General features: G+C 66.8%; 21 protein-coding genes and 1 pseudogene. 3 read left to right on the top strand and 19 right to left on the bottom strand.

The window, feature by feature from the left end:
• Positions 1 to 159: 159 nt before the first annotated feature.
• The 9 genes and pseudogenes from RHOOR92_RS18510 to RHOOR92_RS0104000 all read right to left on the bottom strand — a co-directional run bounded on the left by RHOOR92_RS18510 (position 160) and on the right by RHOOR92_RS0104000 (position 7,880).
• A pseudogene (locus RHOOR92_RS18510) lies at positions 160 to 356 on the bottom strand (CsbD family protein).
• A 213-nt stretch (positions 357 to 569) separates the two neighbouring features.
• Positions 570 to 1,106 (bottom strand): lipocalin family protein, encoded by a 537-nt coding sequence (locus RHOOR92_RS0104035; protein ID WP_007508814.1) that lies wholly within the window; start codon positions 1,104 to 1,106, stop codon positions 570 to 572.
• 35 nt (positions 1,107 to 1,141) lie between these two features.
• Complete coding sequence (locus RHOOR92_RS0104030; protein WP_007508816.1) at positions 1,142 to 2,224, bottom strand: cyclopropane-fatty-acyl-phospholipid synthase family protein; 1,083 nt, start codon at positions 2,222 to 2,224, stop codon at positions 1,142 to 1,144.
• Positions 2,221 to 3,003 carry a DUF1295 domain-containing protein gene (locus RHOOR92_RS0104025; RefSeq protein ID WP_007508818.1) on the bottom strand — a complete coding sequence of 261 codons (783 nt, stop codon included), beginning with the start codon at positions 3,001 to 3,003 and terminating at the stop codon, positions 2,221 to 2,223. Before RHOOR92_RS0104025 ends, RHOOR92_RS0104030 begins: the two co-directional genes overlap by 4 nt.
• A complete protein-coding gene (locus tag RHOOR92_RS18505) occupies positions 3,000 to 3,560 on the bottom strand; it encodes a DUF2878 domain-containing protein (protein WP_037114847.1) in 561 nt (186 codons plus the stop codon). The genes RHOOR92_RS0104025 and RHOOR92_RS18505 overlap by 4 nt, the downstream gene beginning before the upstream one ends.
• Entirely contained in the window at positions 3,557 to 4,852 is a 1,296-nt protein-coding gene (locus RHOOR92_RS0104015; RefSeq protein WP_027489659.1) for a cyclopropane-fatty-acyl-phospholipid synthase family protein, read from the bottom strand. Before RHOOR92_RS0104015 ends, RHOOR92_RS18505 begins: the two co-directional genes overlap by 4 nt.
• Positions 4,853 to 4,872: 20 nt before the next feature.
• Positions 4,873 to 5,673, bottom strand: a complete 801-nt coding sequence (locus RHOOR92_RS0104010; RefSeq protein WP_051281139.1) for a DUF1365 domain-containing protein — start codon at positions 5,671 to 5,673, stop codon at positions 4,873 to 4,875.
• Positions 5,670 to 6,968, bottom strand: coding sequence for an FAD-dependent oxidoreductase (locus RHOOR92_RS0104005; RefSeq protein ID WP_027489657.1), 1,299 nt, complete (start codon positions 6,966 to 6,968; stop codon positions 5,670 to 5,672). The genes RHOOR92_RS0104010 and RHOOR92_RS0104005 overlap by 4 nt, the downstream gene beginning before the upstream one ends.
• Positions 6,969 to 6,971: 3 nt before the next feature.
• Entirely contained in the window at positions 6,972 to 7,880 is a 909-nt protein-coding gene (locus RHOOR92_RS0104000; protein ID WP_027489656.1) for a fatty acid desaturase, read from the bottom strand.
• A gap of 266 nt (positions 7,881 to 8,146) precedes the next feature.
• Between RHOOR92_RS0104000 and RHOOR92_RS0103995 the strand changes: the two genes are divergently transcribed.
• Complete coding sequence (locus tag RHOOR92_RS0103995) at positions 8,147 to 8,635, top strand: TspO/MBR family protein (RefSeq protein WP_027489655.1); 489 nt, start codon at positions 8,147 to 8,149, stop codon at positions 8,633 to 8,635.
• Positions 8,636 to 8,894: 259 nt separating this feature from the next.
• Here the strand turns inward: RHOOR92_RS0103995 and RHOOR92_RS0103990 are convergent, their stop codons facing one another.
• From RHOOR92_RS0103990 to RHOOR92_RS0103975, 4 genes are all read right to left on the bottom strand, one after another.
• Entirely contained in the window at positions 8,895 to 10,307 is a 1,413-nt protein-coding gene (locus tag RHOOR92_RS0103990; protein WP_027489654.1) for a deoxyribodipyrimidine photo-lyase, read from the bottom strand.
• Positions 10,308 to 10,341: 34 nt separating this feature from the next.
• Positions 10,342 to 11,004 (bottom strand): ChrR family anti-sigma-E factor, encoded by a 663-nt coding sequence (locus tag RHOOR92_RS0103985; protein WP_027489653.1) that lies wholly within the window; start codon positions 11,002 to 11,004, stop codon positions 10,342 to 10,344.
• A complete protein-coding gene (locus RHOOR92_RS0103980) occupies positions 11,001 to 11,579 on the bottom strand; it encodes a sigma-70 family RNA polymerase sigma factor (protein WP_231378319.1) in 579 nt (192 codons plus the stop codon). Before RHOOR92_RS0103980 ends, RHOOR92_RS0103985 begins: the two co-directional genes overlap by 4 nt.
• 245 nt (positions 11,580 to 11,824) lie before the next feature.
• Entirely contained in the window at positions 11,825 to 12,019 is a 195-nt protein-coding gene (locus RHOOR92_RS0103975) for a hypothetical protein (RefSeq protein WP_015446507.1), read from the bottom strand.
• A 792-nt stretch (positions 12,020 to 12,811) separates the two neighbouring features.
• On the opposite strand from RHOOR92_RS0103975, the gene RHOOR92_RS0103970 reads away from it, so the two are divergent.
• The gene (locus tag RHOOR92_RS0103970) at positions 12,812 to 14,131 is read left to right on the top strand and encodes an NAD(P)/FAD-dependent oxidoreductase (protein WP_015446508.1); all 1,320 of its coding nucleotides are present in this window, start codon (positions 12,812 to 12,814) and stop codon (positions 14,129 to 14,131) included.
• 110 nt (positions 14,132 to 14,241) lie between these two features.
• Complete coding sequence (locus RHOOR92_RS0103965; protein ID WP_007508839.1) at positions 14,242 to 15,888, top strand: electron transfer flavoprotein-ubiquinone oxidoreductase; 1,647 nt, start codon at positions 14,242 to 14,244, stop codon at positions 15,886 to 15,888.
• Positions 15,889 to 16,254: 366 nt separating this feature from the next.
• Here RHOOR92_RS0103965 and RHOOR92_RS0103960 read toward each other — a convergent pair whose 3' ends face one another.
• The 6 genes from RHOOR92_RS0103960 to RHOOR92_RS0103935 all read right to left on the bottom strand — a co-directional run bounded on the left by RHOOR92_RS0103960 (position 16,255) and on the right by RHOOR92_RS0103935 (position 21,215).
• A complete protein-coding gene (locus RHOOR92_RS0103960; protein ID WP_007508841.1) occupies positions 16,255 to 17,034 on the bottom strand; it encodes a succinate dehydrogenase iron-sulfur subunit in 780 nt (259 codons plus the stop codon).
• Positions 17,035 to 17,093: 59 nt separating this feature from the next.
• Positions 17,094 to 18,890 (bottom strand): succinate dehydrogenase flavoprotein subunit, encoded by a 1,797-nt coding sequence (gene sdhA, locus RHOOR92_RS0103955; protein ID WP_015446511.1) that lies wholly within the window; start codon positions 18,888 to 18,890, stop codon positions 17,094 to 17,096.
• 32 nt (positions 18,891 to 18,922) lie between these two features.
• On the bottom strand, positions 18,923 to 19,330 hold the full coding sequence (sdhD, locus tag RHOOR92_RS0103950; RefSeq protein WP_007508846.1) for a succinate dehydrogenase, hydrophobic membrane anchor protein: 408 nt from the start codon (positions 19,328 to 19,330) through the stop codon (positions 18,923 to 18,925).
• Positions 19,327 to 19,863 (bottom strand): succinate dehydrogenase, cytochrome b556 subunit, encoded by a 537-nt coding sequence (gene sdhC / locus RHOOR92_RS0103945; protein WP_231378318.1) that lies wholly within the window; start codon positions 19,861 to 19,863, stop codon positions 19,327 to 19,329. Before sdhC ends, sdhD begins: the two co-directional genes overlap by 4 nt.
• Positions 19,864 to 20,101: 238 nt before the next feature.
• A complete protein-coding gene (locus tag RHOOR92_RS0103940) occupies positions 20,102 to 20,440 on the bottom strand; it encodes a hypothetical protein (RefSeq protein WP_050980809.1) in 339 nt (112 codons plus the stop codon).
• Positions 20,427 to 21,215 carry a hypothetical protein gene (locus tag RHOOR92_RS0103935; protein WP_231378317.1) on the bottom strand — a complete coding sequence of 263 codons (789 nt, stop codon included), beginning with the start codon at positions 21,213 to 21,215 and terminating at the stop codon, positions 20,427 to 20,429. The genes RHOOR92_RS0103940 and RHOOR92_RS0103935 overlap by 14 nt, the downstream gene beginning before the upstream one ends.
• Positions 21,216 to 21,364 lie beyond the last annotated feature (149 nt).

Raw genomic sequence — 21,364 nt, 5'->3', positions numbered from 1 at the left:
TAGCAAATTGACAGTGCCACGCGCCGGCTCCGCGGCGCCCGCGCCGTCCCGCGACTGCGAACGCTAAGAAGGCTCGCAGGGTGCCGCTGCTGACGCGAAAAGACTGAACGCGGCAGGGCCGAGACGAGGCTGCCGGCCCTATGCGATCGGGCGCGGCACTTACAGCGTGCGTTCGAACTCCATCACCTGGCGCTGCGCCCCGTCGCGCGCGATGCCGTAACGCTCCTGCACCTTGCCGACCAGGTATTCGGTATTGCCCTCGGCCCGGGTCAGGTCGTCGTCGGTCAGGTCGCCCACTTGGCCTTGATCTTGCCGGTCAGCTGCTTCCAGTTGCCCTGGATACGGTCGTCGTTCATATCGTGTCACTCCGTTGCGAATAGGGATGCAAGGCGTGCCGTTGCAACCCGTCGCGGACCACTATCCGCATGGCGGCCTTAACCATTGAGCTGTAGGCCCGCGAGCGTGGGAGTTTATCGTAGGGCGCGGCGCGCCCACGAGATCGGACCTTCGCCGGAACCAAGAAGCCCTGCGTCGGCGGGGGTCCCTGGCGGGCGCGGCGGGTTGTTCGGTCATTGCCGGGCTTGCTGGGGTACCTTGCGCACCTTGTTCATCGGATAGCCCAGCGCCTGCACCCGGGCCAGCAACGCGTCGTAGTCGGCCTGCGGAATGGTGGGCGTGCGCGCCATCACCCAGGTGTAGTCGCGCGCATCGCGGGCCACGATGACCTGGCTGTAGTCGTCCTTGAGCCAGGCCACGATGTACTGCGCCTTCAGCGGCCAGAACACCTGCACGCCCCATACCGCATTGCCGCTGCCGGGCTTGACGATGCCGGTGGAGTGGATGTCCTTCTTCTCGCCGTCGAAGCTGCCTTCGCGGAAATGGAACGAAGTGGCGACGTCGCCATCGGGCTTGAGTGTGTAGACCTCCAGCGCGTCGTAGGCGTTTTTCTCGAAGCGGGTGGGGATGCTGGCGATCACGTACCAGTTGCCCATGAAGCGGGGCAGGTCGACGTGGGCCACCGGGGTGATCGGCGGCAGCTCGCTGGCGCAGGCGCCGGCGCTCAGCAGCACGGAACAGGCCATCAGCAGGCTCTTCGAAAGTTTCATGGTCACTCCGGGCGAAGGTGGTGAGGGGCGTGGAGTCACGGCCGCGCGAAGCGGTAGTGCGCCACCAGCCATTCCTGGCCGTCCGCGTAGCCGAACAGTTCGGCGCAGGACATCCAGAACATGCGCCAGCGCTGGAACCACAGCGGCGCCGCCTGGCGTCCGTAGGCTTCGGCGAGTACTTCCATCACCCGCTCGCGGTGGGCGTCCTGGTTGGCCAGCCAGTGGTTGGCGGTGCGCCGGTAGTGCGTGCCGTCGACGTGCCAGCGCTGCTCGAGGTGCAGCGCGGACTGGAACCACAGCAAGGTGTCCGATGCCGGCATCAGCCCGCCGGTGAAGAAATGCCGGCCCATCCAGTTGTCGTCGCCCGCGGTCTCGAACGGGTACATCGCGGTCTTGTGCGCGAAGAGGTGGACGAACAGCTTGCCGCCGGGCCGCAGCCAGCCGGCGATGCGCTGCAGCAGGGTCTCGTAGTTGCGCATGTGCTCGAACATCTCGATCGACACGCAGCGGTCGAACCGGGCTGCTTCCAGCTCCAGCCGGTTCACGTCGCAGGTGAGCACGCGCACGTTGAACAACCCGCGGCTGTGGCACTGCGCCTCGATGTATTCCCGTTGCTGGTTGGAATTGGAGACGGCCTTGATCCGCGCATTCGGATAGCGCTCGGCCATCCACAGGGTCAGCGAACCCCAGCCGCAGCCCAGCTCCAGGATCGTCTGCCCATCGGCCAGTTCGGCGCGTTCGCCGTACAGGGCCAGCATGGCCTCCTCGGCTTCGTCCAGCGACTCGTCGCCGCGCGGGTAGTGGCAGCCGGAGTATTTCAGTCGCTTGCCCAGGCACAGCTCGAAGAACGCCGGCGGCAGTTCGTAGTGCTGCGCGTTGGCCTTGTCGGCATGGATCGCCACCGGGCTGTGCCGCAGCATCGCGATGCGCTCGGCGTAGCGTGCGGCCTGGGCGTCGAGGCCGCCGGCCTGCTCTTCGCGCAGGCGCTGCGCGCACAGCCGGCGGATGCCCCGGCGCAGCAGGGCATCGGGAATGTGGCCACGTTCGGCCATGCCCAGCAGGCCCGGCGCCGGGCGCTCGCCCGGCAGTTCGGTGATGGCGGGGGCGGTGGTATTCATCGGTCGTTCCTCCTGGGAAACCAGGGAATGAGCATCGGGGTGGTGCGCTGGTATTCGCGGTAGTCCTCGCCGCGGCTGCGCAGGGCCTGTGCCTCGGTGTACGGCACGCCGCTGATCCAGCGCAGGAACACGTACATCACCAGCGGACCGGACCAAGCCAGCCAGGCGATCGGCGACCCGATGGCGAGGCCGACGTAGGCGAACCAGTGCAGCCACTCGAAGAAGTAGTTCGGATGGCGCGAGTAACGCCAGAAACCCTGGCGGCAGGTATGGCCCTGGTTGCCCGGGTCGCTGCGAAAACGCGCCAGCTGCGCGTCGGCGATCGCCTCGCCGACCACGCCGAGCAGCCAGATCGCGGCGGCGACGAGCAGCCACGGGCCGGAGGCTGCCGGGTTGCGCGACACTGCCACGAACGGCAGTGCGAACAACACGATCAGCACGGCCTGGAACTGGAAGAAGGCGAAGAACTTCCACTGGCTGCCGTGCCAGTGCGCGCGCAGGCTGCGGTAGCGGCCGTCCTCCGGCTCGCCGCGCACCCGTCGCCACAAATGGACGGCCAGACGGCTGCCCCACAGGCCGCCGAGCACGGCCAGCAGCAGTCGCGTCCACGGTGCGCCGCTGCCGAGGATGGCCAGCAGCACGGCGCTGCCGCCCACGCCGGCGGCCCACAGCACGTCGACGATGCCCGCATTGGCGCGGGTGCGCTGCCAGCGCCAGCCCAGACTCATCATGGCCGCCGCGAGCGTCCACACGATCAGCAGTTGCCAGCAGGCAATCATGCGGCATGTCCTCGTGCCGGGTGGGACGGAGTGGTCGTGCGCGACGACGCCGAGACGCGCCGCGCCAGCCAGGCCAGCGCGGGGGTCGCCAGCGCCCAGCCGGCGGCAAGCGCCAGCAGGCCGCGCCAGGCCGGCTCGGCGAAGCTCACCACCTGCCAGCCGCGCGCTGCGCCCAGATAGGCCAGCGGGCCGCCGACCAGCCCCAGCAGCGCGGCCAGCCACAGCCGCGTCTGCAGGTATCGCAGCGATTGGGTGAAGGTCAGCGCGAAGGTGATCCACAACGCCAGAATCCACGCTGGCGCCAGCGCCGGGTTCGGCCAGCCGGCGGCATAGCGGGTCAGACCGCTGCGGATCAGCCCGCCGTCGAGCAGGAAACCGAGCACCAGTGCGGCCGCCATCAGACTGAGATCGACGCGGATATTCCGCGCCAGGGCCAACTGCGCCAACGCGTAGACCAGCATGCCGAGCACGCCCGGCCAGGCCGTGCCGTGGCCGGCACCGATCACCGCGGCAAACCACACCGCCTGGTAGCCGATCAGGCTGGGCCAGAAACTCATGCCGGCAACTCCGCGCCGGCGGTCAGCCCGGGCAGCACGGCGGCGCGGCGGTGGCCGGGCTTGGCCAGCAGCAGATGCGCCACGCCGATCGAGCGCTCGCGGAAGCCGCCCTCGCAATACGCCAGGTAGAACTCCCACATCCGGATGAAGCGCTCGTCGAAGCCTTGCGCGCGCACCTGCGGCAGTTTCGCCATGAAGCGTTCGCGCCAGGCTTGCAGGGTCAGCGCGTAGGAGCTGCCGAAGTCCTCCAGCCGGGTCAGCGCCAGGTCGCTGGCGCGGGTCTTCGCCGCCAGCAGCGCGTTGATCGAGGGGATGAAGCTGCCGGGAAACACGTGGCGCTTGATGAAGTCGACCGATTTCAAGGCCTGCGCGTAGCGGTGATCCTCGATGGTGATCGCCTGCAGCAGGGCCAGGCCGTCCGGTTTCAGCAGGCGGCCCAGCTTTTCGAAATAGACGTCCAGGTAGGCCGCGCCGATCGCCTCGACCATCTCGATCGAGACCAGCTTGTCGTACTGGCCGTCGAGGTCGCGGTAGTCCTTGAGCAGCAAGGTGACGCGATCACCCAGGCCCGCGGCCGCGATGCGCGCGCTGGCCAGCGCATGCTGCTCGCGCGAGATCGTGGTGGTGGTGACATGGCAACCGTAATGGGTGGCCGCGTACAGCGCGAAGCCGCCCCAGCCGGTGCCGATCTCGATCACCCGGTCGGTCGGCTGCAGGTCCAGCTTGCGGCAGATCCGCTCGAGCTTGCGTGCCGAAGCGGTCTCCAGCGTGTCGGTCGGGTCGGTCCAGAGCGCCGACGAATACATCAGGTCGCGCGACAGGAACAGGCCGAAGAAGTCGTTGCCGAGGTCGTAGTGCGCCGCGATGTTGCGCCGGCTGCCGTCGCGGGTGTTCCGGCGCAGCGCGTGCCAGGCGCGCATCGCCATGCCGCCGAGGCGGGCCAGCCCGCTTTCCATCCCGTCGAGCAGGTCGCGGTTGTGCAGCAGCAGCTGGATCAGCCCCACCAGATCGTCGCACCGCCAGTGGCCGTCCATGTACGACTCGCCGGCGCCGACGCTGCCGTTGCGCGCCACCGCGCGATAGAACTCGGCGTCCAGCACCCGCAGCTGGATCTGCAGGTCGGGATGCGCACTGGCCGGGTCGCCCAGCTCGACCGTGCCGCAGGCGTCCTGGAGCACCAGCCGGCCGTGGCGCAGGCCGTTCAGCCGGTCGAGCAGTCGCTGGCGCAGGAAGCTGTCGATGGCGCCGAAGGGTGCGTTTTCACCCGCAAGGGTGGTGGCGATGTCGTTCATGTCAGGTCTCGGGAATGTCTTCACACAGAATCACGGGAATGCAGCGAAGGGTGGTCATGCACCGGATTGCGCTTCAGCCACAGCCGCAGCGCCTGCCAGTGGATGGCGCCGACCACCTGCGCGGTCATCAGCGGGTAACGCCACAGCACGCGCGCCAGCGACGCGCCGCCGAGCGGCCGGCGCGTGAGGTTCAGCGTGGCGTCGAACGTGCGTGCGCCTTCGCGCAGCACGTTCATGTGCACGCGCAGGTCGTCGCCGGGCACGGTGAAACGCCAGTCATAGGTGCAATCCATCGGCATGAACGGCGACACATGGAAGGTCTTGGCGAATGCCCAGTGCAGCGCGCGGCCGTGGATGCGCGCGTGCTCGATCGGCAGCACGTAGGCGTGGCGTTCCTTCCATGGCGTGTTGGTGATCTCGGCCAGCACCGCCACCAGGGTTTCGCCGTCCGGGGCGTAGCAGTAGTAGAAGCTGACCGGGTTGAACACCAGGCCGAAGTAGCGCAGGTGGGTGAGCAGGCGCACCGGTCCGACCGGGCGCTGGCCGGTGGCCTGCTCCACGCGGCGGCGCACCGCTTCGGCCAGCGGCACGTCGGCGGGGCCGAGATAGTCGCTGCGGCGGAACTGCGCCACGTTGCCGTGCGTGGTCGACCATAGCCAGCGCCGGGTGAACACCTGTTCGACCTCGTCCAGATCCAGATACAGCTGGGCCATGCGATAGGTGAACGCGTGCGGGTGCGGCGCGTGGCGGCGATGGCGCACCACGCCTTCATACACCGCGCTGCACGGCTGCCACTTCGTGCTGGCGGTTTGCGCCGTCACGCCACCAGCTCCGTTTCGCGCGCCGTCGTTGCCGGCATCGGTTCGGCGTGCGGCGGCCAGTGCGCGCCAAGCGCGGCGGCAACTTCGACCGCGCTACGCATGCCGTCCTCGTGGAAGCCCCAGCCCCAGTACGCGCCGGCAAACCAGGTGCGGCGCCAGCCCTGGATCTCGGCCTTGCGCGCCTGCGCGTTGACCGCGGCCTGGGTGTAGACCGGATGCTGGTAGCGCATGCGCGCCAGCAGCTTGTCCGGGTCGATCGCGTCGGCACGATTGAGCGTGACCACGAACGGTTCGGGTGAGTCGATGCCCTGCAGCAGGTTCATGCAGTAGCTGACCGTGCAGGGGGCTTCGGGATCGCGCGGCAGCCAGGCGTTCCACGCCGCCCACGCCTTGCGCCGGCGCGGCAGCACGCGGGCGTCGGTGTGCAGCACGGTGTCGTTGGCCTGGTAGGTCATCGCGCCGAGGATCGACCGCTCGCGCTCGCTGGGGTCGTCCAGCAGACGCAATGCCTGGTCGCTGTGGCAGGCCAGCACGACCTGGTCGAAATGCCCGATGCCGGCGACGCTGTCCACTTCGACCCGGTCGTAGTGGCGGCGAATCGAGAATACCGGGCAGTTCAGCCGCTCGCGCACCGGCCAGTGCGCGCGCAGCGCCGCCACGTAGGTCGACGAGCCGCCCTTCACCACGCGCCACTGCGGACGGTCGCCGAGCTGCAGCATCTGGTGGTTGGCCATGAACTGCACCAGGTAGCGCGCCGGGAACTGCAGGATCTGCGTGGGCGGCGACGACCACAGCGCCGACGCCATCGGGATCAGGTGCTCGTCGCGGAACGCCGCGCCGTAGCGGTGCTGCTCCAGATAGGCGCCCAGCGTGGTCGTGTCATCACGCTGCGACAGCAGCGCCGGCGCCTCGCGATAGAAGCGGGCCAGGTCGCGCACCATGCCTAGGAAACGCGGCGACAGCAGGTTGCGGCGCTGGCAGAACAGCGTGTCCAGCGTGGCCGCGTTGTACTCCAGCCCGCTCGCCTCGCTGTGCACCGAGAAGCTCATCGTGGTCGGCTGCGAGGCCACGCCCAGCTGCGCGAACATCTGCGTCAGCAGCGGGTAGTGCGCCGGGTTGTGCACGATGAAGCCGCTGTCGATGCGGTAGCGCTGGCCGGCCTGTTGCACCTCATGCGTATGCGTGTGCCCGCCGAGATAGTCGTTCGCCTCGAACAGGGTCACCTCATGCTTGCGCGACAGCAGCCACGCGGAGGCCAGCCCCGCGATGCCCGATCCCACCACGGCGATGCGCATGGCCTAGCTCCTCGCCCTGGCCAGCACCCAGGCGGGTACCGGCTTCAGTCCACGCACCAGGCCCAGCATCGCCATCAGTTTCAGGCCGTACCAGGTCAGGTCCACTTCCCACCAGCGGAAACCCTGGCGGCTGGAGCCGGGGAAGAAGTGATGGTTGTTGTGCCAGCCCTCGCCGAACGTAAGCAGGGCCAGCCACAGGTTGTTGCGGCTGTCGTCCTTCGTCTCGAAACGGCGCCTGCCGTAGCGATGCGCCAGCGAGTTGATCGTCACGGTGGCGTGGAACAGCACGATGGTGGAGACGAAGAACCCCCACACCAGCATCTGCCCGCCCGAGGTACCCAGCTGCGGCGCCACATGCTGCAGCAGCGCGCCCAGCGCATACATGCCGATGGCGAGCAGCAACGGGATCACGATGTCGAAGCGGTCCAGCCAGCGCAGCTCGGGATACTTCGCCAGATCCGGCACCCGCGCCAGGTCGGTGCGGAAATTGCGCGGGGTGAGGAACCAGCCGACGTGGCTCCACAGGAAGCCGTGCACGCCCGGCGAATGCGGATCGGCCGGCGTGTCGGTGACGCGATGATGATGGCGATGATGCGCCGCCCACCACAGCGGCCCGCGCTGCACGCAGGAGGCGCCGATGGTGGCGAATACGAACTGCACCGCGCGCGAGGTCTGGAACGTGCGATGCGAGAAGTAGCGGTGATAGAAGCCGGTGAGCGCGAACATGCGCAGCGCGTACAGCGCCACCGCCACGGCCAGCGCCACCGGCGACACGCCGACCCAGATCACGCCGAGGCAAGCGAGGTGCATCGCCACGAACGGCGCCGCGCGCAGCCAGTCGATGCGATCCTCGCGCGCCTCGTCCACTTCCACCACCGCGCTGGTATCGAACCAGCGCCTTGCGGTGCGCACCGGCCAGGACCAACGGAGGCGGGTGCGACCGGCCCCGCCAACAGTCGAGGCATCGACCCGGTCAGGCGGTGCAATCACGAGTGGATCGGGGTTGACCATGGAAACATACCTGTCAGCGGTTCAATGAAAGATACGCAGGAACCCCCGCGGCGGATGCATGCGCCGGCAAGATCGCCGGGCTTCACGTGGCCTCTCCCCGGCGCGTGCGAAGAAACGGATCCGGCAGGCCACCGCTTGCGTATCCGACCACATCACCGGGAGACATCATGTCAGGCATGAAACAGATCATCGGACTGATCGGCTGGCTGCTGCTCAGCTTCTCCGCCGCCACGATCGGCTCGATCGCCTCGATACAGGCGGCCGCCTTCTACCGGCAGCTGGCGCAACCAACCTGGGCGCCACCCTCGGCGGTGTTCGGCCCGGTGTGGTCGCTGCTGTACGCGCTGATGGGTATCGCCGCCTGGCTGGTCTGGCGCGAAGGCGACGGGCGCCGCCAGCGCGACGTGCTCGCACTGTTCGTGCTCCAGCTGGCGATCAATGCGCTGTGGAGCTGGCTGTTCTTCGGCTGGCACCGCGGCGCCTTGGCGTTCGCCGACATCGTGCTGCTGTGGCTGCTGATCGGTGCCACCGTGATCGGCTTCTGGCGCGTGCGCCCCCTGGCCGGCGCCTTGCTGCTGCCGTACCTGGGCTGGGTCAGCTTCGCTTCGGCGCTGAACTACGCCGTGTGGCAGTTGAATCCGCAGATCCTCGGCTGAGTCACCGTTGCCTTTGGCGGATCGGCACAGTTGCGGTGGGCTTGCCTTCGATGGCCTCGAGCTTCGCTTTGGCGGCAGCTGGCGGGGCATCGTCGGTGCCCCGCGCGCCGTGCTCGGGAACACTTCGTCCCGTCGCACCCCCGCCAGCACGGCGGCGAACAGCAGAAGGGCCGAACCCGCCGCCATTCCATCGACGGCAGATCGACATGTCATCTGCCCGGCAGGCTCTGAAAGTTACCTCGGCCCTGCCATCGGGGTTTCAGCGTGCGAGCGCGGCGTAGGCATCCAGCGCTTGCTGGCGCGACTGCCCCAGCTCCACCATCGGCGCCGGATACCTACTGCGCTCGAGCAGACCAGCATCCCGCCACGGCTCATGCAGCAATGCCAACGGCGCCTCCGCCAGCTCCGGCAACCAGCGCCGCAGATAGATGCCATCCGGATCGAACTTCTTCGCCTGCGTTACCGGATTGAACACGCGGAAGTACGGCGCGGCATCCGCGCCGCAGCCGGCCACCCATTGCCAGCCCAGCGTATTGTTGGCGAGGTCCGCGTCGACCAGGGTGTCCCAGAACCAGCGCGCGCCGTGCTGCCAGTGCTGGCGCAGGTGCTTGGTCAGGAAGCTGGCCACGATCATGCGCACGCGGTTGTGCATCCAGCCGGTGCGCCACAGCTCGCGCATGCCGGCGTCGACCAGCGGGATGCCGGTGCGGCCGCGCCGCCAGCGTTCCAGCAGGGCCTGATCCGCCGGCGCCCACCTGAAATCGTTGAAACGCGGATTGAAGTTGTCGGTCGGCGTGTGTGGAAAGTGATACAGCAGGTGATGGGCGAACTCGCGCCAGCCGAGTTCGCGCAGATAGGGCTCGAGGTCGGGGCGGCGTCTGGCGTCGGTGGCGCGGGCGCGGCGATCGAGTTCGAAATGGATCTGCCGCGGCGAGATTTCGCCGAAGTGCAGGTGCGGCGACAGGCGCGAGGTGCCGTGGCGTGCGGGCAGGTCGCGTGCGTGCGCGTAGTCGCCGATGGCGTCGTCGGCGAAGAGCTCCAGCAACTCGCACGCACCGGCTTCGCCCGGTTGCCAGCGGGCGGCCAGCCCGCCGGCCCAGGCGATCCGCGGCAGCAGTTCGAGCGCGGCCAGCGGCAGGCCGTCGGGTAACTCGTGCCAGCCCGGCACGTGCGGCGCGGGCAGCGGTTCGACCGGCTGCAGCCGCGGGCGCAGGTTGCGCCAGTACGGCGTGAACACCTTGTACGGCGCAGCCTGCTGCGTGGCGATCGCCCACGGCTCGCACCACAGCGCGGCGTTGTGGCTGTGCACCGCGATGCCGTCGGCCCGCAGCGCGCTCTTGATCCGCGTGTCGCGGGCGATCGCGGCCGGTTCGTACAGCCGGTTCCAGTACACCGCGCGGGCGCCGCTGCTTGCGATCAGCGCCCGCAGAATATCCAGCGGTTCGCCACGACGCAGGTGCAGGCCGGCGCCTGCGTCGTGCAGCTGCCGGGCGAGGGCGGCCAGTGAATGGTGCAGCCACCAGCGACTGGCGGCACCGGCCGACCACAGGCCTTCGTCGCCACTGTGGATGAAAACCGGCAGCACCTGCGCGTGTTCCGCGCAGGCCGCACTCCACGCCGGGTTGTCGGCCAGGCGCAGGTCGCGCCGGAACAGCACCAGCGCCGTGCTCATCGCCCTGCGTTCCGGCAGAACCGCACGGCCACGCTCAAAAACCGAGCAATGGCTGCAGCGTGCGGGCGAACCAGCCGGAGAACACCAGCGGTGCGTCGGTGGCCGCCACGCAGATGCACGGCACGCCGGGCGAGGTCACCGGCTGATGGTTGATCTGGCCGTCGAGATCGGCCACGTCACCGGGGCCGAAATGGCCGAGCATGTCGTCGTAGGCGCCGTCCAGGATCATCGTCAACTCGCTGCCACCATGGCTGTGCAGCGGCAGCTTGCTGCCCGGCGCGATGCGCAGCAGCATCAGGTTTCCGCCGCCGATGCCGCTGGCGCGGATGCGCTGCACGCCGGGCGCCACGCGTTTCCAGCGCAGCGCGCGCAGCGAGTGGCCGAACCACGGCTGCAGCGCGCCCGGCAGTCGATCGTGGTCGGCTTCCTCCACCAGGTCGAACGGCGGCGGCACGGGCTCGACCGGTGGCTCGTCGTCGAGCCGGGCCAGCATCGCGACGCGTGCGTCGTCGGTAGGCGCGTCGACGCGCTGCTGCTGCATCAACACGCCGCCGATCCGGTCGGCGGCGTGCAGGCTTTCGCGGCACTGCGCGCAGCGCTCCAGGTGGGCGGAAGCGACCACGGCGAGCGCCGACGGCAGCGCGCCGGCGGAGTAGCTGAGCAGGGTGGTGTCGTCGAGATGGTGATGCGGTTTCATCGCGGCGCCCTCATGCTGCCCTGCAGTTTCGCGAACGCCCGCCGCAGCGAGGATTTGACCGAGCCCAGCGGCATGGCCAGTTCACCGGAGATCTCGCTGTGGCTTTTGCTTTCGAGGTAACACATGCGCACCAGCTTGGCCTGCATGGGCGGCAGGCGATCGATCGCCTGTTTCAGAAGGTCCTGGTCGAAGGACGACTCCGGTTGCGAGTCGAGCCGGGCGGACTCGAGGTGATCGAGCCGGTCCAGGCCTTCCTGGATCGGCAGCCAGTGCGGCTCCTTGCGCACGTGGTCGATGTACAGGTTGCGTGCCACGCGATACAGCCAGGTGGCGAGGCTGGCGCGCGCCGGGTCGAACAGGGCCGCCTTGCGCCACAGCGTCAACAGCACCTCCTGCACCAGTTCGTCGGCGGTCGACTCGGCCACGCCGAGGTTGCGCAGGTAGCGCTGCAAGCGCGGTGCGAAATGGTCGTAGATGCGCATGAAGCTGGCGCGGTCACGCTGGGTCGACACGGCGGCCATCAGGAGCGACCAGTCGTGCGCATCGGGGGTGGCGTTGCTCGCGGGAGGGGCCACGTCTCGTTTCGCCCGGAAGGGCGCTACCTCGGCAGCGGCTTGGTCGGAATCCATCATACGCAACTTCCCGCCTGCGACGACCGCCGGACGATCCGGCCGCCTCGCGTGCTTCATGCCCATGGCATACGACGGGAACGGGAAATCGGATGCAGCGGGCGGCGGCCTGCGCGCCACGGCTGCACCGGCCGCGCTTGCCGGTCGGGCACGGGAGCGGTGAGCGGCACGAGGCGCAGCAGGCGCCGCGGCTAGTCGCCGGTCTCCGCTGCCGGGTCTTTCGCGGCGTCCAGCTGGTCGCGGTTGGACCACCCCCCGTACCAGGCGAGCGCCATCGTGGAGCCATGCGCGTAAGGGCACTTTTCCCGCGGTTCGCCGCAGTCGCGTGCGTAGTGGCCTTCGATCCAGGCCTGAAGCGGATACTGCATCGGGCTTTCCTTGACCATGCTGGCGTCCCCGGTGGGCGTCGTGCAGGCTTGGGTGAGGCCGGCAGGCCGAAGTTTCAAGCATGAAAAAGCCCGCCAGAGCGGGCTTGGATCCATCTATGCCGGGGGATGGCCGGGATGATCGCCTCACGGCGAGAGAGTGGCTGCACAGAGTGAAGCCGTTCACATTTTTTCATTTACCGACCGGGCAGGTCGTGATCTGTATCACGTTTAGGTGCCGCGGATGCCGGCCGCCTGCGGTCGGACGCGGTGCCGGCGGGCGGGTCGCCGGTTTCGCTGCGACGGATGCGGTGCACGTGTGCCGGAAACCACAAAATGGCCGCGGCTATAAGGCATGACTTGTCCGCCAGCCGGCACGTCCAGGAAATGGCCGCCTGCAGGCGAAGATCCTCAGCGGGCCCGGCTTTGCAACAGCCGCACCGCCTCACGCTTGAACTCGCTGCCGGATGTTCTTCTCGTGGCCATGCTTACGCACTCGCGTGGCGATTGTGCCGATGAATCTTCTGTAGGGAGAATCGCCGCGACCAAGCCAAAGAGGCCAGCGTAGCGCTGGCGACGTCACATTTGCCTATGCAGATGTGGCTCGCCCGCAGCGGCGGCACCGCGGCTGTCACGCATGCTGTTGCGCCATGCCGCCGCCGGGGCAGTCCTGACGCGTCCACCGTCGCCGAGGTGATTGGCTCGCGTGAGCCTCGATGCACACAAGCGCTCGTCGACCTTGATCCAGGGCAGCGTCGCGCGGGACGGTTATGGATACAGTGGCACCGGTTGTTGAACCGGGTGGGGAACGCGATGGCCGTCAGGCCGCAATTGCATCGGGTAGTGGTAGTGGGGGGCGGTGTGGCGGGTCTTGAGATTGCCACCGCCTTGGGACGCCGTTTCCGCGGCGAACGGCAGCGGCACGGCGAGGGGCCGTCGGTCACGCTTGTCGATCACGACACCGCGCACGTGTGGAAGCCGATGTTGCACACCATTGCGGCCGGTACCAGCGATATTTCGCAGCAGCAGACCCCGTATCAGGCACAGGCGCATGCGGCCGGTTTTGCCTTTCAGATGGGCGAGTTTGCCGAGCTGGATCGCACGGCCCGGGAATTGCGCTTGTTGCCGCTACGCGATCGTCACGGTCGCGTGGTGATTCCGGAGCGGCGCGTTCGCTACGACACGCTCATCATTGCGGTCGGCAGCCTTGTCAATGATTTTGGCACGCCGGGCGTGGCCGAGTATTGCCGAGTGATCGACTCGCGCCGCCAGGCCAATGCCTTCAACCGCGAAATTCGTGTGCGCGTGGCCCAGTGCCTTACGCAGGGCAAGGACTTGTCCATCGGCATTGTGGGAGGCGGCGCCACCGGCGTGGAGCTGGCGGCCGAGTTGATTCGCTTGAAGGATGCGGTGGTGGCCTATGGCGGTGAGGAGTTGCCGACGTGCCTGTCCGTCACCTTGCTGGAGGCCGGGCCACGTTTGCTGCCGGCGTTTCCGACAAACATTTCGACGTCGGTGCAAGGGCAACTGGAAGCGTTGGGCGTTCGGGTGTTGACGCACACGGCCGTGAACTCGGTGACGGAGGATGCCTTCATCCTCAATACCAAGGACCGCATTCCAGCCTCGCTCAAAGTCTGGGCGGCCGGCGTGAAAGCGCCGGAGTTCCTGGCCGCGCTGGATGGGCTGGAGACCACGCGCGGCAATCAATTGGTGGTGACGGCGTCGTTGTGCACCACCAATGATCCGCATATTTTTGCCGTGGGCGATTGTTCCAGCTTGCGGCTCGCGGGGGCCGAACGGCCACTGCCGCCAACCGCGCAGGTGGCGCACCAGCAGGCCCAGCACCTGATTCGCTACTTGCCCGATGCGGTGCTCCACGGCAGGTCAGTACCACCGTTCCGCTATCACGATTTCGGCGCGCTGGTATCGCTGGCCGATTACGACGCGTTCGGCTCGCTCGGGGACTACGGTCTGATGAAGAGTGTCACGTTTCGCGGTCGCCTGGCGCACTTCAGCCACGTGTTGCTCTATCGCCGCCATCAGATGCAATTGCATGGCGTGTTGCGCGGCTGGCTGCTATGGCTGATCGACCGCTTGAACGCCAGCGCACGGCCCACGATACGGATGGATTAGATCGAACTGGCCGGTGACGGGGCCCGGTGCTTGGCCGGTTGGTCCGATCATGGACAATGGTTCGGCGCGCAAGCAGACACGCCGGAATGAGGCTTTGAACGAGGTGGTGCATGAGCGACAGCACGGCGATGGAATATGACGTGATCGTGGTGGGCGGCGGCCCGGGCGGGCTGGCTGCAGCCATTCGCCTGAAGCAGTTGGCCCGTGAACGCCAGCACGATATCAACGTGTGCGTACTGGAAAAGGCGCCGGAGATTGGCGCGCAGATCCTCTCCGGTTGCATCATGGATCCGCGCGCGCTCACCGAGTTGATTCCCGACTGGGCCGAGCGCGGAGCGCCGCTGACGCTGCCGGTGGCACAAGATCGCTTCGTGTTTCTCACCCAGACCGGCACACGCGCAACGCCGCATTGGCTGCTGCCGCCCTGTTTCCGCAATGCGGGCAACTACGTGGTGCAGCTGGGGCACGTGGTGCACTGGCTGGGCGTGCAGGCCGAAGCGCTGGGCGTGGATGTCTTTCCGGGGTTTGCCGCCGCCAAGGTGCTGTACGACGAGCATGGCGCGGTGTGCGGCGTGGAAACCGGCGAAACCGGCGTAGCCAAGGGCGGCACGCATACCGATGCCTACGAGTCCGGCACGCAGCTCGTGGCGCGCTACACGGTTTTTGCCGAGGGCTCGCGCGGGCATCTGGGCCGCCAGTTGATCGAGCGCTTTCATCTTGATGCCGATTGCGATCCGCAGAGCTATGCCATTGGCGTGAAGGAATTGTGGGAGGTCGATCCGGCAAAGGCGCATCCGGGTCTGGTCATGCACACGGCCGGTTGGCCACTCGACGCGCAGACCTATGGCGGTTCGTTCCTGTATCACCTGGAGCGCAATCTGGTGGCCGTCGGTTTCGTGATTGGCACCGACTACCGCAACCCCACGCTGTCGCCCTTCGAAGAGATGCAGCGTTACAAGACGCACCCGGCCATCCGCACGGTATTCGAGGGCGGCAAACGGGTTGCCTACGGTGCGCGCTCGCTGACGGCTGGCGGCCTGGCGTCGCTGCCCAAAATGGTATTTCCGGGCGGCGCGTTGATCGGCTGTGAAGCCGGTGTGCTGAACGCGTCGCGCATCAAAGGCAGCCATGCGGCCATCAAAACCGGCATGCTGGCGGCCGATGCGGTGTTCGATGCGGTGGTGGCCGGACGCAGCCATGACGAACTCACGCGCTATCCCGAGGCGTTGCGTGCCTCGTGGCTGTATCGGGAGCTGCGCAAATCGCGCAACTTCAAGCAGTGGTTCCACTACGGCCGGCGCGTGGCCACGGTGATGACCGGAGTGGAGCAATGGCTGCTGCGCGGGCACATCCCGTGGAACCTGCATCACCACACGCCCGATCATGCCCGGCTGCGGCCGCTCTCGGAGTGCGTGAAGATCGAGTATCCGAAACCCGACGGCAAGCTCACGTTCGACCGCGCGAGCTCGGTGTTCTTGTCCAATACGCACCACGACGAGAACCAGCCGGCGCACCTCACGTTGAAGGATCCGGCGGTGCCGGTGCAAGTGAACCTGGCAAAATACGGCGGCCCGGAGGCCTTTTACTGCCCGGCGGGCGTGTACGAATTCGTGCATGGACCGGACGGCGCGGTGCGGTTGCAGATCAACGCCGCCAACTGCGTTCACTGCAAATTGTGCGATATCAAGGACCCGAAGCAAAACATCGTCTGGACGACGCCGCACGGTGGCGAAGGGCCGATCTACAACGGCATGTGAGCCGCTCGTGGCGTTGGACAGCCACACCGATACCCGGCAGGCGCAGAGCGCCAGTGGTGCTGGCATCTCGCCCGGGGTTTGCCGCATGTAGCCGTACGGGACGTCGGAGCGCGGCAACGGATGCGCCAGCCCGGCAAAGGTGCCGGCCAGTGCCAGCGCGCCAACGCGCACCACCGCCCACGCCAACAGTGCGTTCAGGCCATACGGTGCGAGTGACGCGGCAGCACGAGGCGCCAACTCCGATCATGTTGCCGATGACCCGCGCCATGGCCGTCCACGGGCCAAACGGTCGCGCTGCCGTGCTGGGCGCGTTCATGGGGCGGTACGGTGCCGGCAGGCGTGGTTTCCGACCCGCGCCCCGCGCCCTCAGATGGTGCGTTCGGCAATCAGGCGCTTGATTTTGGCAATCGCCTTGGCTGGGTTCAGGCCCTTCGGGCAAGTGTTGGTGCCATTCAGAATGGCGTGGCAGCGGTACAGTTTGAAGGGGTCGTTGAGCTCGTCCAGACGGTCACCGGTGGCCTCGTCGCGCGAGTCGGAAATCCAGCGGTAGGCCTGCAGCAAGACGGCCGGGCCGAGGAAACGATCCGGATTCCACCAGTAGCTTGGGCACGAGGCCGTGCAGCAGGCGCACAGAATGCACTCGTAGAGGCCATCCAGCTTTTTGCGATCCTTGGGCGACTGCAGGCGCTCGCGTGAGCCCACCGGGCTGTCGGTCTTGAGCCAGGGCTGAATGGAGGCGTATTGCGCGTAGAAGTGGGTGAAGTCCGGCACCAGATCGCGGATGACCGGCATGTGCGGCAGCGGGTAGATATTCACCTGGCCCTCGCGCAAATCGTCCAGCGATTTGGTGCATGCCAGCGTGTTCTCGCCGTTGATGTTCATCGAGCACGAACCGCACACGCCTTCGCGGCATGAACGGCGCAGCGTCAACGTGGGTTCGATGGTGTTCTTGATTTTAAGCAGCACGTCCAAAACCATCGCGCAGTCGCTCACGTCGACCTCGTAGGTGTCGGTGCGCGGATTGCCCCCGACCTCCGGGTCCCAGCGGTAGACCTTGAACTTGCGGACTTTCTTGGCGCCCGGTTCGGCGGCAAAGTAGTTGCCCTTCTGTACCCGGGACATCTGCGGCAATCGAAACTGGGCCATGAAATTCTCCCTTGAACGAAACAGTTTGTCTGCCCGCGGCGGGTGCCGCGGTGCATCCGTCAGTACACGCGTTTGGCCGGCGGGATGGTTTCCACCTCGTCGTCGAGCGGCTGCATGTGTACCGGCCGGTAGTCGAGCGTGCATCGGCCCTTGTCATCGACTTTGACGAGGGTGTGCTTCATCCAGTTGACGTCGTCGCGCTCGGGAAAGTCGTCACGCGCGTGGGCGCCGCGGGTTTCCGGCCGCGCCGCCGCTGAATGCATGGTGCCTACGGCTTGCACCAGCAGGTTGTCGAGCTCGAAGCTTTCAATGAGGTCGGAGTTCCAGATCAGGGACGGATCGGACACGTGCACGTCCTCGAACTGGGCGTAGATCGCGTCAATCCGCTCGCAACCCTGCTGGAGCGTTTCGGCCGTGCGGAAGACCGCCGCGTCGTTTTGCATGGTGCGCTGCATTTTTTCGCGCAGCTGTGCCGTGGGCGTACCGCCTTTGGCGTGACGCACCTTGTCAAGCCGGGCCAGCGCCGGATCCAACGCGTCGGTCGGCAATCCGGCAAAGGGCGTGTTCGGCTTGATGAGCTCGGCGCAGCGCTGCGCGGCAGCGCGGCCAAACACGATCAAATCGAGCAGCGAGTTCGTGCCCAGGCGGTTGGCGCCGTGTACCGATACACACGCCGCTTCGCCGATGGCGAACAGGCCCGGCATGATGTGGTCGTTGTCCGAACCCACTTTTTGCACCACCTGGCCGTACATGTTGGTGGGTATGCCGCCCATGCAGTAATGCGCGGTCGGTAGCACCGGAATGGGCTCCTTGGTCACATCCACGCCGGCGAAAATGCGCGCGGTTTCGGAAATGCCCGGCAGACGTTCGTGCAGCGTGTCGCTGCCCAGATGCGCCAGGTTCAGCAGCACGTGATCCTTGTGTTCGCCCACGCCGCGGCCTTCCCGGATTTCGACCGTGATGGCGCGGCTGACGACGTCGCGTGAAGCCAGATCCTTCACGTGCGGCGCGTAGCGCTCCATGAACCGCTCGCCGTCGGCGTTGGTGAGATAACCACCTTCGCCACGCACGCCTTCGGTAATCAGGCAGCCGGAACCGTAAATGCCGGTAGGGTGGAATTGCACGAATTCCAGATCCTGCAGGGCCACTCCGGCACGTAGCGCCATGCCGCCGCCATCGCCCGTGCAGGTATGTGCCGAGGTGGAGGAAAAGTACGTGCGTCCGTAGCCGCCAGTTGCCAGGATGACCGCATGGCCGCGGAAAAAGTGCACGCTGCCTTCGGTGAGGTTGATGGCCAGCGCACCGGCAACGTCGCCGGTGCGCGGATCGGTCACCAGATCGGTAACAAAATATTCGACAAAGAATTTGACTTTGTGCTTCAACGCCTGCGTGTACAGGGTGTGCAAAATGGCGTGGCCGGTACGGTCGGCCGCTGCGCAGCTGCGTTGCGCCAGCGCTTCGCCGTGGCGAACCGTGTGACCGCCAAACGGGCGCTGGTAAATGTGCCCGTCTTCGGTGCGCGAGAACGGCACGCCAAAGTGTTCCAACTCGATGACGGCAGGAATCGCTTCGCGGCACATGTACTCGATGGCGTCCTGATCGCCCAGCCAATCGCCGCCCTTGACGGTGTCGTAGAAGTGATAGCGCCAATCATCTTCGCCCATGTTGCCGAGGGCCGCGGCAATGCCGCCCTGGGCAGCCACCGTATGTGAACGGGTGGGAAACACCTTGGTTACGCAGGCTACCGACAGCCCGGCCGCAGCCAGGCCCAGCGCTACGCGCAGGCCGGCGCCGCCCGCGCCGACAATCACCACGTCGTATTGATGCTTTTCAACCTTGTACGCTTCGGCAGGCATGTTGAACGTTGTCCTTTCAAATCAAAGTGGAATCAATGCAGGCGCGTGAACCAGACGGCGAGTACCGCCAGGATCGTGGCCAACGCACCGAGCAACGCACCGAAGCGCAAGGCAATCTGCAACGTGACTTCCTGCCCGCGCGCATGCACGTAGTCGCCAATGATTACGTCCAGCCCCAGCATGCCGTGCCAGTAGCTGCACACGGTCAGCACGATCAGCAGGAACGCGTGAACGGGTTGCCCGATCGACGCCAGCACGGCGTCATAGTCGGCGTGTAGCAGGCCGGCGACAAAAAACAAAAACCAGAGAGTCAGCGGAATCAGCGCCACCGCCGTCAGGCGCTGCACCCACCAGTGCTGAACGCCGGTGCGCGATGGCCCCCAGTGGCGGGCTGTCTTGAGCGGATCGCGCATGCCTGATTGGCCCGGAAACTCGCTCATGCCGCACCTCCCGTCAACTTGATGATCAACAACACCCAAGTCAGTACGGTCAATGCCATGCTCACGCCCACCACCACCCAGCCGGTGGCCCAGTACGAGGGGTTGCGCGTGCGGTCACGCGTGTGCTGCGGGCCGTAATCCCAAGTCAGGCTGTGAAACAAATGCTGGATGCCGTTGCAAAGGTGGAACAGCAGTGCCCAGATCCACGCGAACCACACGATGAGGCCGATCCAGCTGCCGGAAAAATCCGCAAACAGTTGCCACGCATGGTGGCCGGCGGCGGCGGCGATCAGGCCCCACGTCAATACTGCGGCCCCGATGGAAAGAAACAGCCCGGTCAGGCGGTGCAAGGAAGACTGCACCATGTTGATGCGCCAGCGGTAGATGCCGAGGTGCGGTGAAAGGGGGCGTGGATTGTGCACGGCAAAAACCTCCTGAAGCTGTCCGGTCAGCCCGGCAATAACTCCGCCGACGCGGCTGCAGTCGGCGGCCGCTGAGCGTTTTGCAGGTGAGTGCGGGATCCGGCGTTTCATCACCCGGAGGCGAGCGGCGCCGCGCGGCCCATTCGTCCTGACACGGGAACGTGCGTGTGAGAATGACGAACTCGACGTACACCGCAGCCACACCCGATCGGCACCGCCCATCGCACGCTCGCGCTGGTTGCTCGATGGTAGCGAGTGCCACCGGCGACGCCCTGACCTCCATCAAGCTCTTTCGTGCGCAACGTGGCGTACACCGTAATTTGCGCTGCAAACGCGCGATTCGAACCGGCTAACGACGCCATTTGGTGGCAATCGCGGCCAGCTCGTCGCGGATCGTGGGATCCAGCAATTCCGGGCATTCGGATACGCGCGCAATCAGGCCGAAAACCGTCACGGTGTCACGAATCACGGTCGGGTCGCACGCCCAGATGTCGGTGGGGTCGTAGGCACCAAAGCTGTCGGCATCCGCCCAGGCGAGCAGAAAGTTGGCGCAGCGGCTGGCCTGGCCCGAGTTGCCGAGTGCCACTTCCGCCAAGTGATGCATGGCGGCAAGTTCCTCCGGCGTGGGTTGGGTCGGGTCGTGTTCGGCGGGCGCGCAGATGGTGACGGACAAGTCAGGTAGGGCCATGGGCGGTTCCGGGGCGGGGCGGGGTGGTAGGCCGGCGTTCTGCGCTTGCCGATGACAAACCCGCGAAGAGTTGGTGCACGGCGTGCGTTACTGCGGCACAGCCGGAGTCGTGCTCGTGGAACGGCACCCGGCGCACGAGGGCCAGCGCGATTTCGGCCGACTCGACCAGGTACTGGCAGGCGGCCTCGATGGCCCAGGTGCGGGCGCGCTGCATGGCGTCACCGGCGCTGGCGCAACCTTGCGCCAGCAGCATGACGGTGGCGTCCGCGGTGCCGCGAACGATGCTTTCGCTGCGTATCGCCAGATGACCGATACGCCCGGTAAGCAGCCAGAGTTCACCGGCCGGTGCCTGGGTGGCCGGATGATGTGCGCGGTCCACGCCGATGGCATCGAGAAAACAGCCAAGGCGTTGATGGAAGCGGGCCGTAATCCTGCGGGTCGGTTGCCATTGCCAGGTATCGGATCCGTGCGCGACAAGCTCCATCCCGACGGCATGGACGGCTTCGTCCGTGACGGGATCGTCGTCGGCCGCCGCTGCCACGTCCGTAGCGGTGGCCACGCAACCGAGCGCGTTGCGCAGTCGTGCGACATCCACGGCAAGACCGGTTGCCGTGGGCAGCCGCATGGCAATGTCCTGGGTGGACCACGCGATAGCGCGGCTGGTGGCCGGCCCGAACTGGGCACCATCGCTGATGCGCACACAGTGGCCAGTAACCGGATCGATCGACCAGCCGCTCGGGAGCGGCGTGCTCGGTAGGAGAAGCGGAAGCGACACGGGCACCTTCGCGCATGACAAGCCACTGCACGGTAGCGGGTGGGCGCACCGGCGCCATGACCTGAATCAGCTTCGGCGCTGGAACGGCCGCCGGGCGTGCAGAGCCAGCCGCTCGGCACGACTGCGATGGCGGGGCTTGTGCCAGGTCA

The organism is Rhodanobacter sp. OR92 (genome assembly GCF_000427545.1).
GTDB classification, from domain to species: Bacteria; Pseudomonadota; Gammaproteobacteria; order Xanthomonadales; family Rhodanobacteraceae; genus Rhodanobacter; species Rhodanobacter denitrificans.
The sequence above is the reverse complement of the archived record's forward strand: the minus strand, read 5'-3'. Positions and strand labels throughout refer to the sequence as shown.

Excerpts from the sequence above, each read along its gene's own strand:
- RHOOR92_RS0104035 (WP_007508814.1), bottom strand. The coding sequence starts at position 1,106 with ATGAAACTTTCGAAGAGCCTGCTGATGGCCTGTTCCGTGCTGCTGAGC.
- RHOOR92_RS0104030 (WP_007508816.1), bottom strand. The coding sequence starts at position 2,224 with ATGAATACCACCGCCCCCGCCATCACCGAACTGCCGGGCGAGCGCCCG.
- RHOOR92_RS0104025 (WP_007508818.1), bottom strand. The coding sequence starts at position 3,003 with ATGATTGCCTGCTGGCAACTGCTGATCGTGTGGACGCTCGCGGCGGCC.
- RHOOR92_RS18505 (WP_037114847.1), bottom strand. The coding sequence starts at position 3,560 with ATGAGTTTCTGGCCCAGCCTGATCGGCTACCAGGCGGTGTGGTTTGCC.
- RHOOR92_RS0104015 (WP_027489659.1), bottom strand. The coding sequence starts at position 4,852 with ATGAACGACATCGCCACCACCCTTGCGGGTGAAAACGCACCCTTCGGC.
- RHOOR92_RS0104005 (WP_027489657.1), bottom strand. The coding sequence starts at position 6,968 with ATGCGCATCGCCGTGGTGGGATCGGGCATCGCGGGGCTGGCCTCCGCG.
- RHOOR92_RS0103995 (WP_027489655.1), top strand. The coding sequence starts at position 8,147 with ATGTCAGGCATGAAACAGATCATCGGACTGATCGGCTGGCTGCTGCTC.
- RHOOR92_RS0103990 (WP_027489654.1), bottom strand. The coding sequence starts at position 10,307 with ATGAGCACGGCGCTGGTGCTGTTCCGGCGCGACCTGCGCCTGGCCGAC.
- RHOOR92_RS0103985 (WP_027489653.1), bottom strand. The coding sequence starts at position 11,004 with ATGAAACCGCATCACCATCTCGACGACACCACCCTGCTCAGCTACTCC.
- RHOOR92_RS0103975 (WP_015446507.1), bottom strand. The coding sequence starts at position 12,019 with ATGGTCAAGGAAAGCCCGATGCAGTATCCGCTTCAGGCCTGGATCGAA.
- RHOOR92_RS0103970 (WP_015446508.1), top strand. The coding sequence starts at position 12,812 with ATGGCCGTCAGGCCGCAATTGCATCGGGTAGTGGTAGTGGGGGGCGGT.
- RHOOR92_RS0103965 (WP_007508839.1), top strand. The coding sequence starts at position 14,242 with ATGAGCGACAGCACGGCGATGGAATATGACGTGATCGTGGTGGGCGGC.
- RHOOR92_RS0103960 (WP_007508841.1), bottom strand. The coding sequence starts at position 17,034 with ATGGCCCAGTTTCGATTGCCGCAGATGTCCCGGGTACAGAAGGGCAAC.
- sdhA (WP_015446511.1), bottom strand. The coding sequence starts at position 18,890 with ATGCCTGCCGAAGCGTACAAGGTTGAAAAGCATCAATACGACGTGGTG.
- sdhD (WP_007508846.1), bottom strand. The coding sequence starts at position 19,330 with ATGAGCGAGTTTCCGGGCCAATCAGGCATGCGCGATCCGCTCAAGACA.
- sdhC (WP_231378318.1), bottom strand. The coding sequence starts at position 19,863 with ATGAAACGCCGGATCCCGCACTCACCTGCAAAACGCTCAGCGGCCGCC.
- RHOOR92_RS0103940 (WP_050980809.1), bottom strand. The coding sequence starts at position 20,440 with ATGGCCCTACCTGACTTGTCCGTCACCATCTGCGCGCCCGCCGAACAC.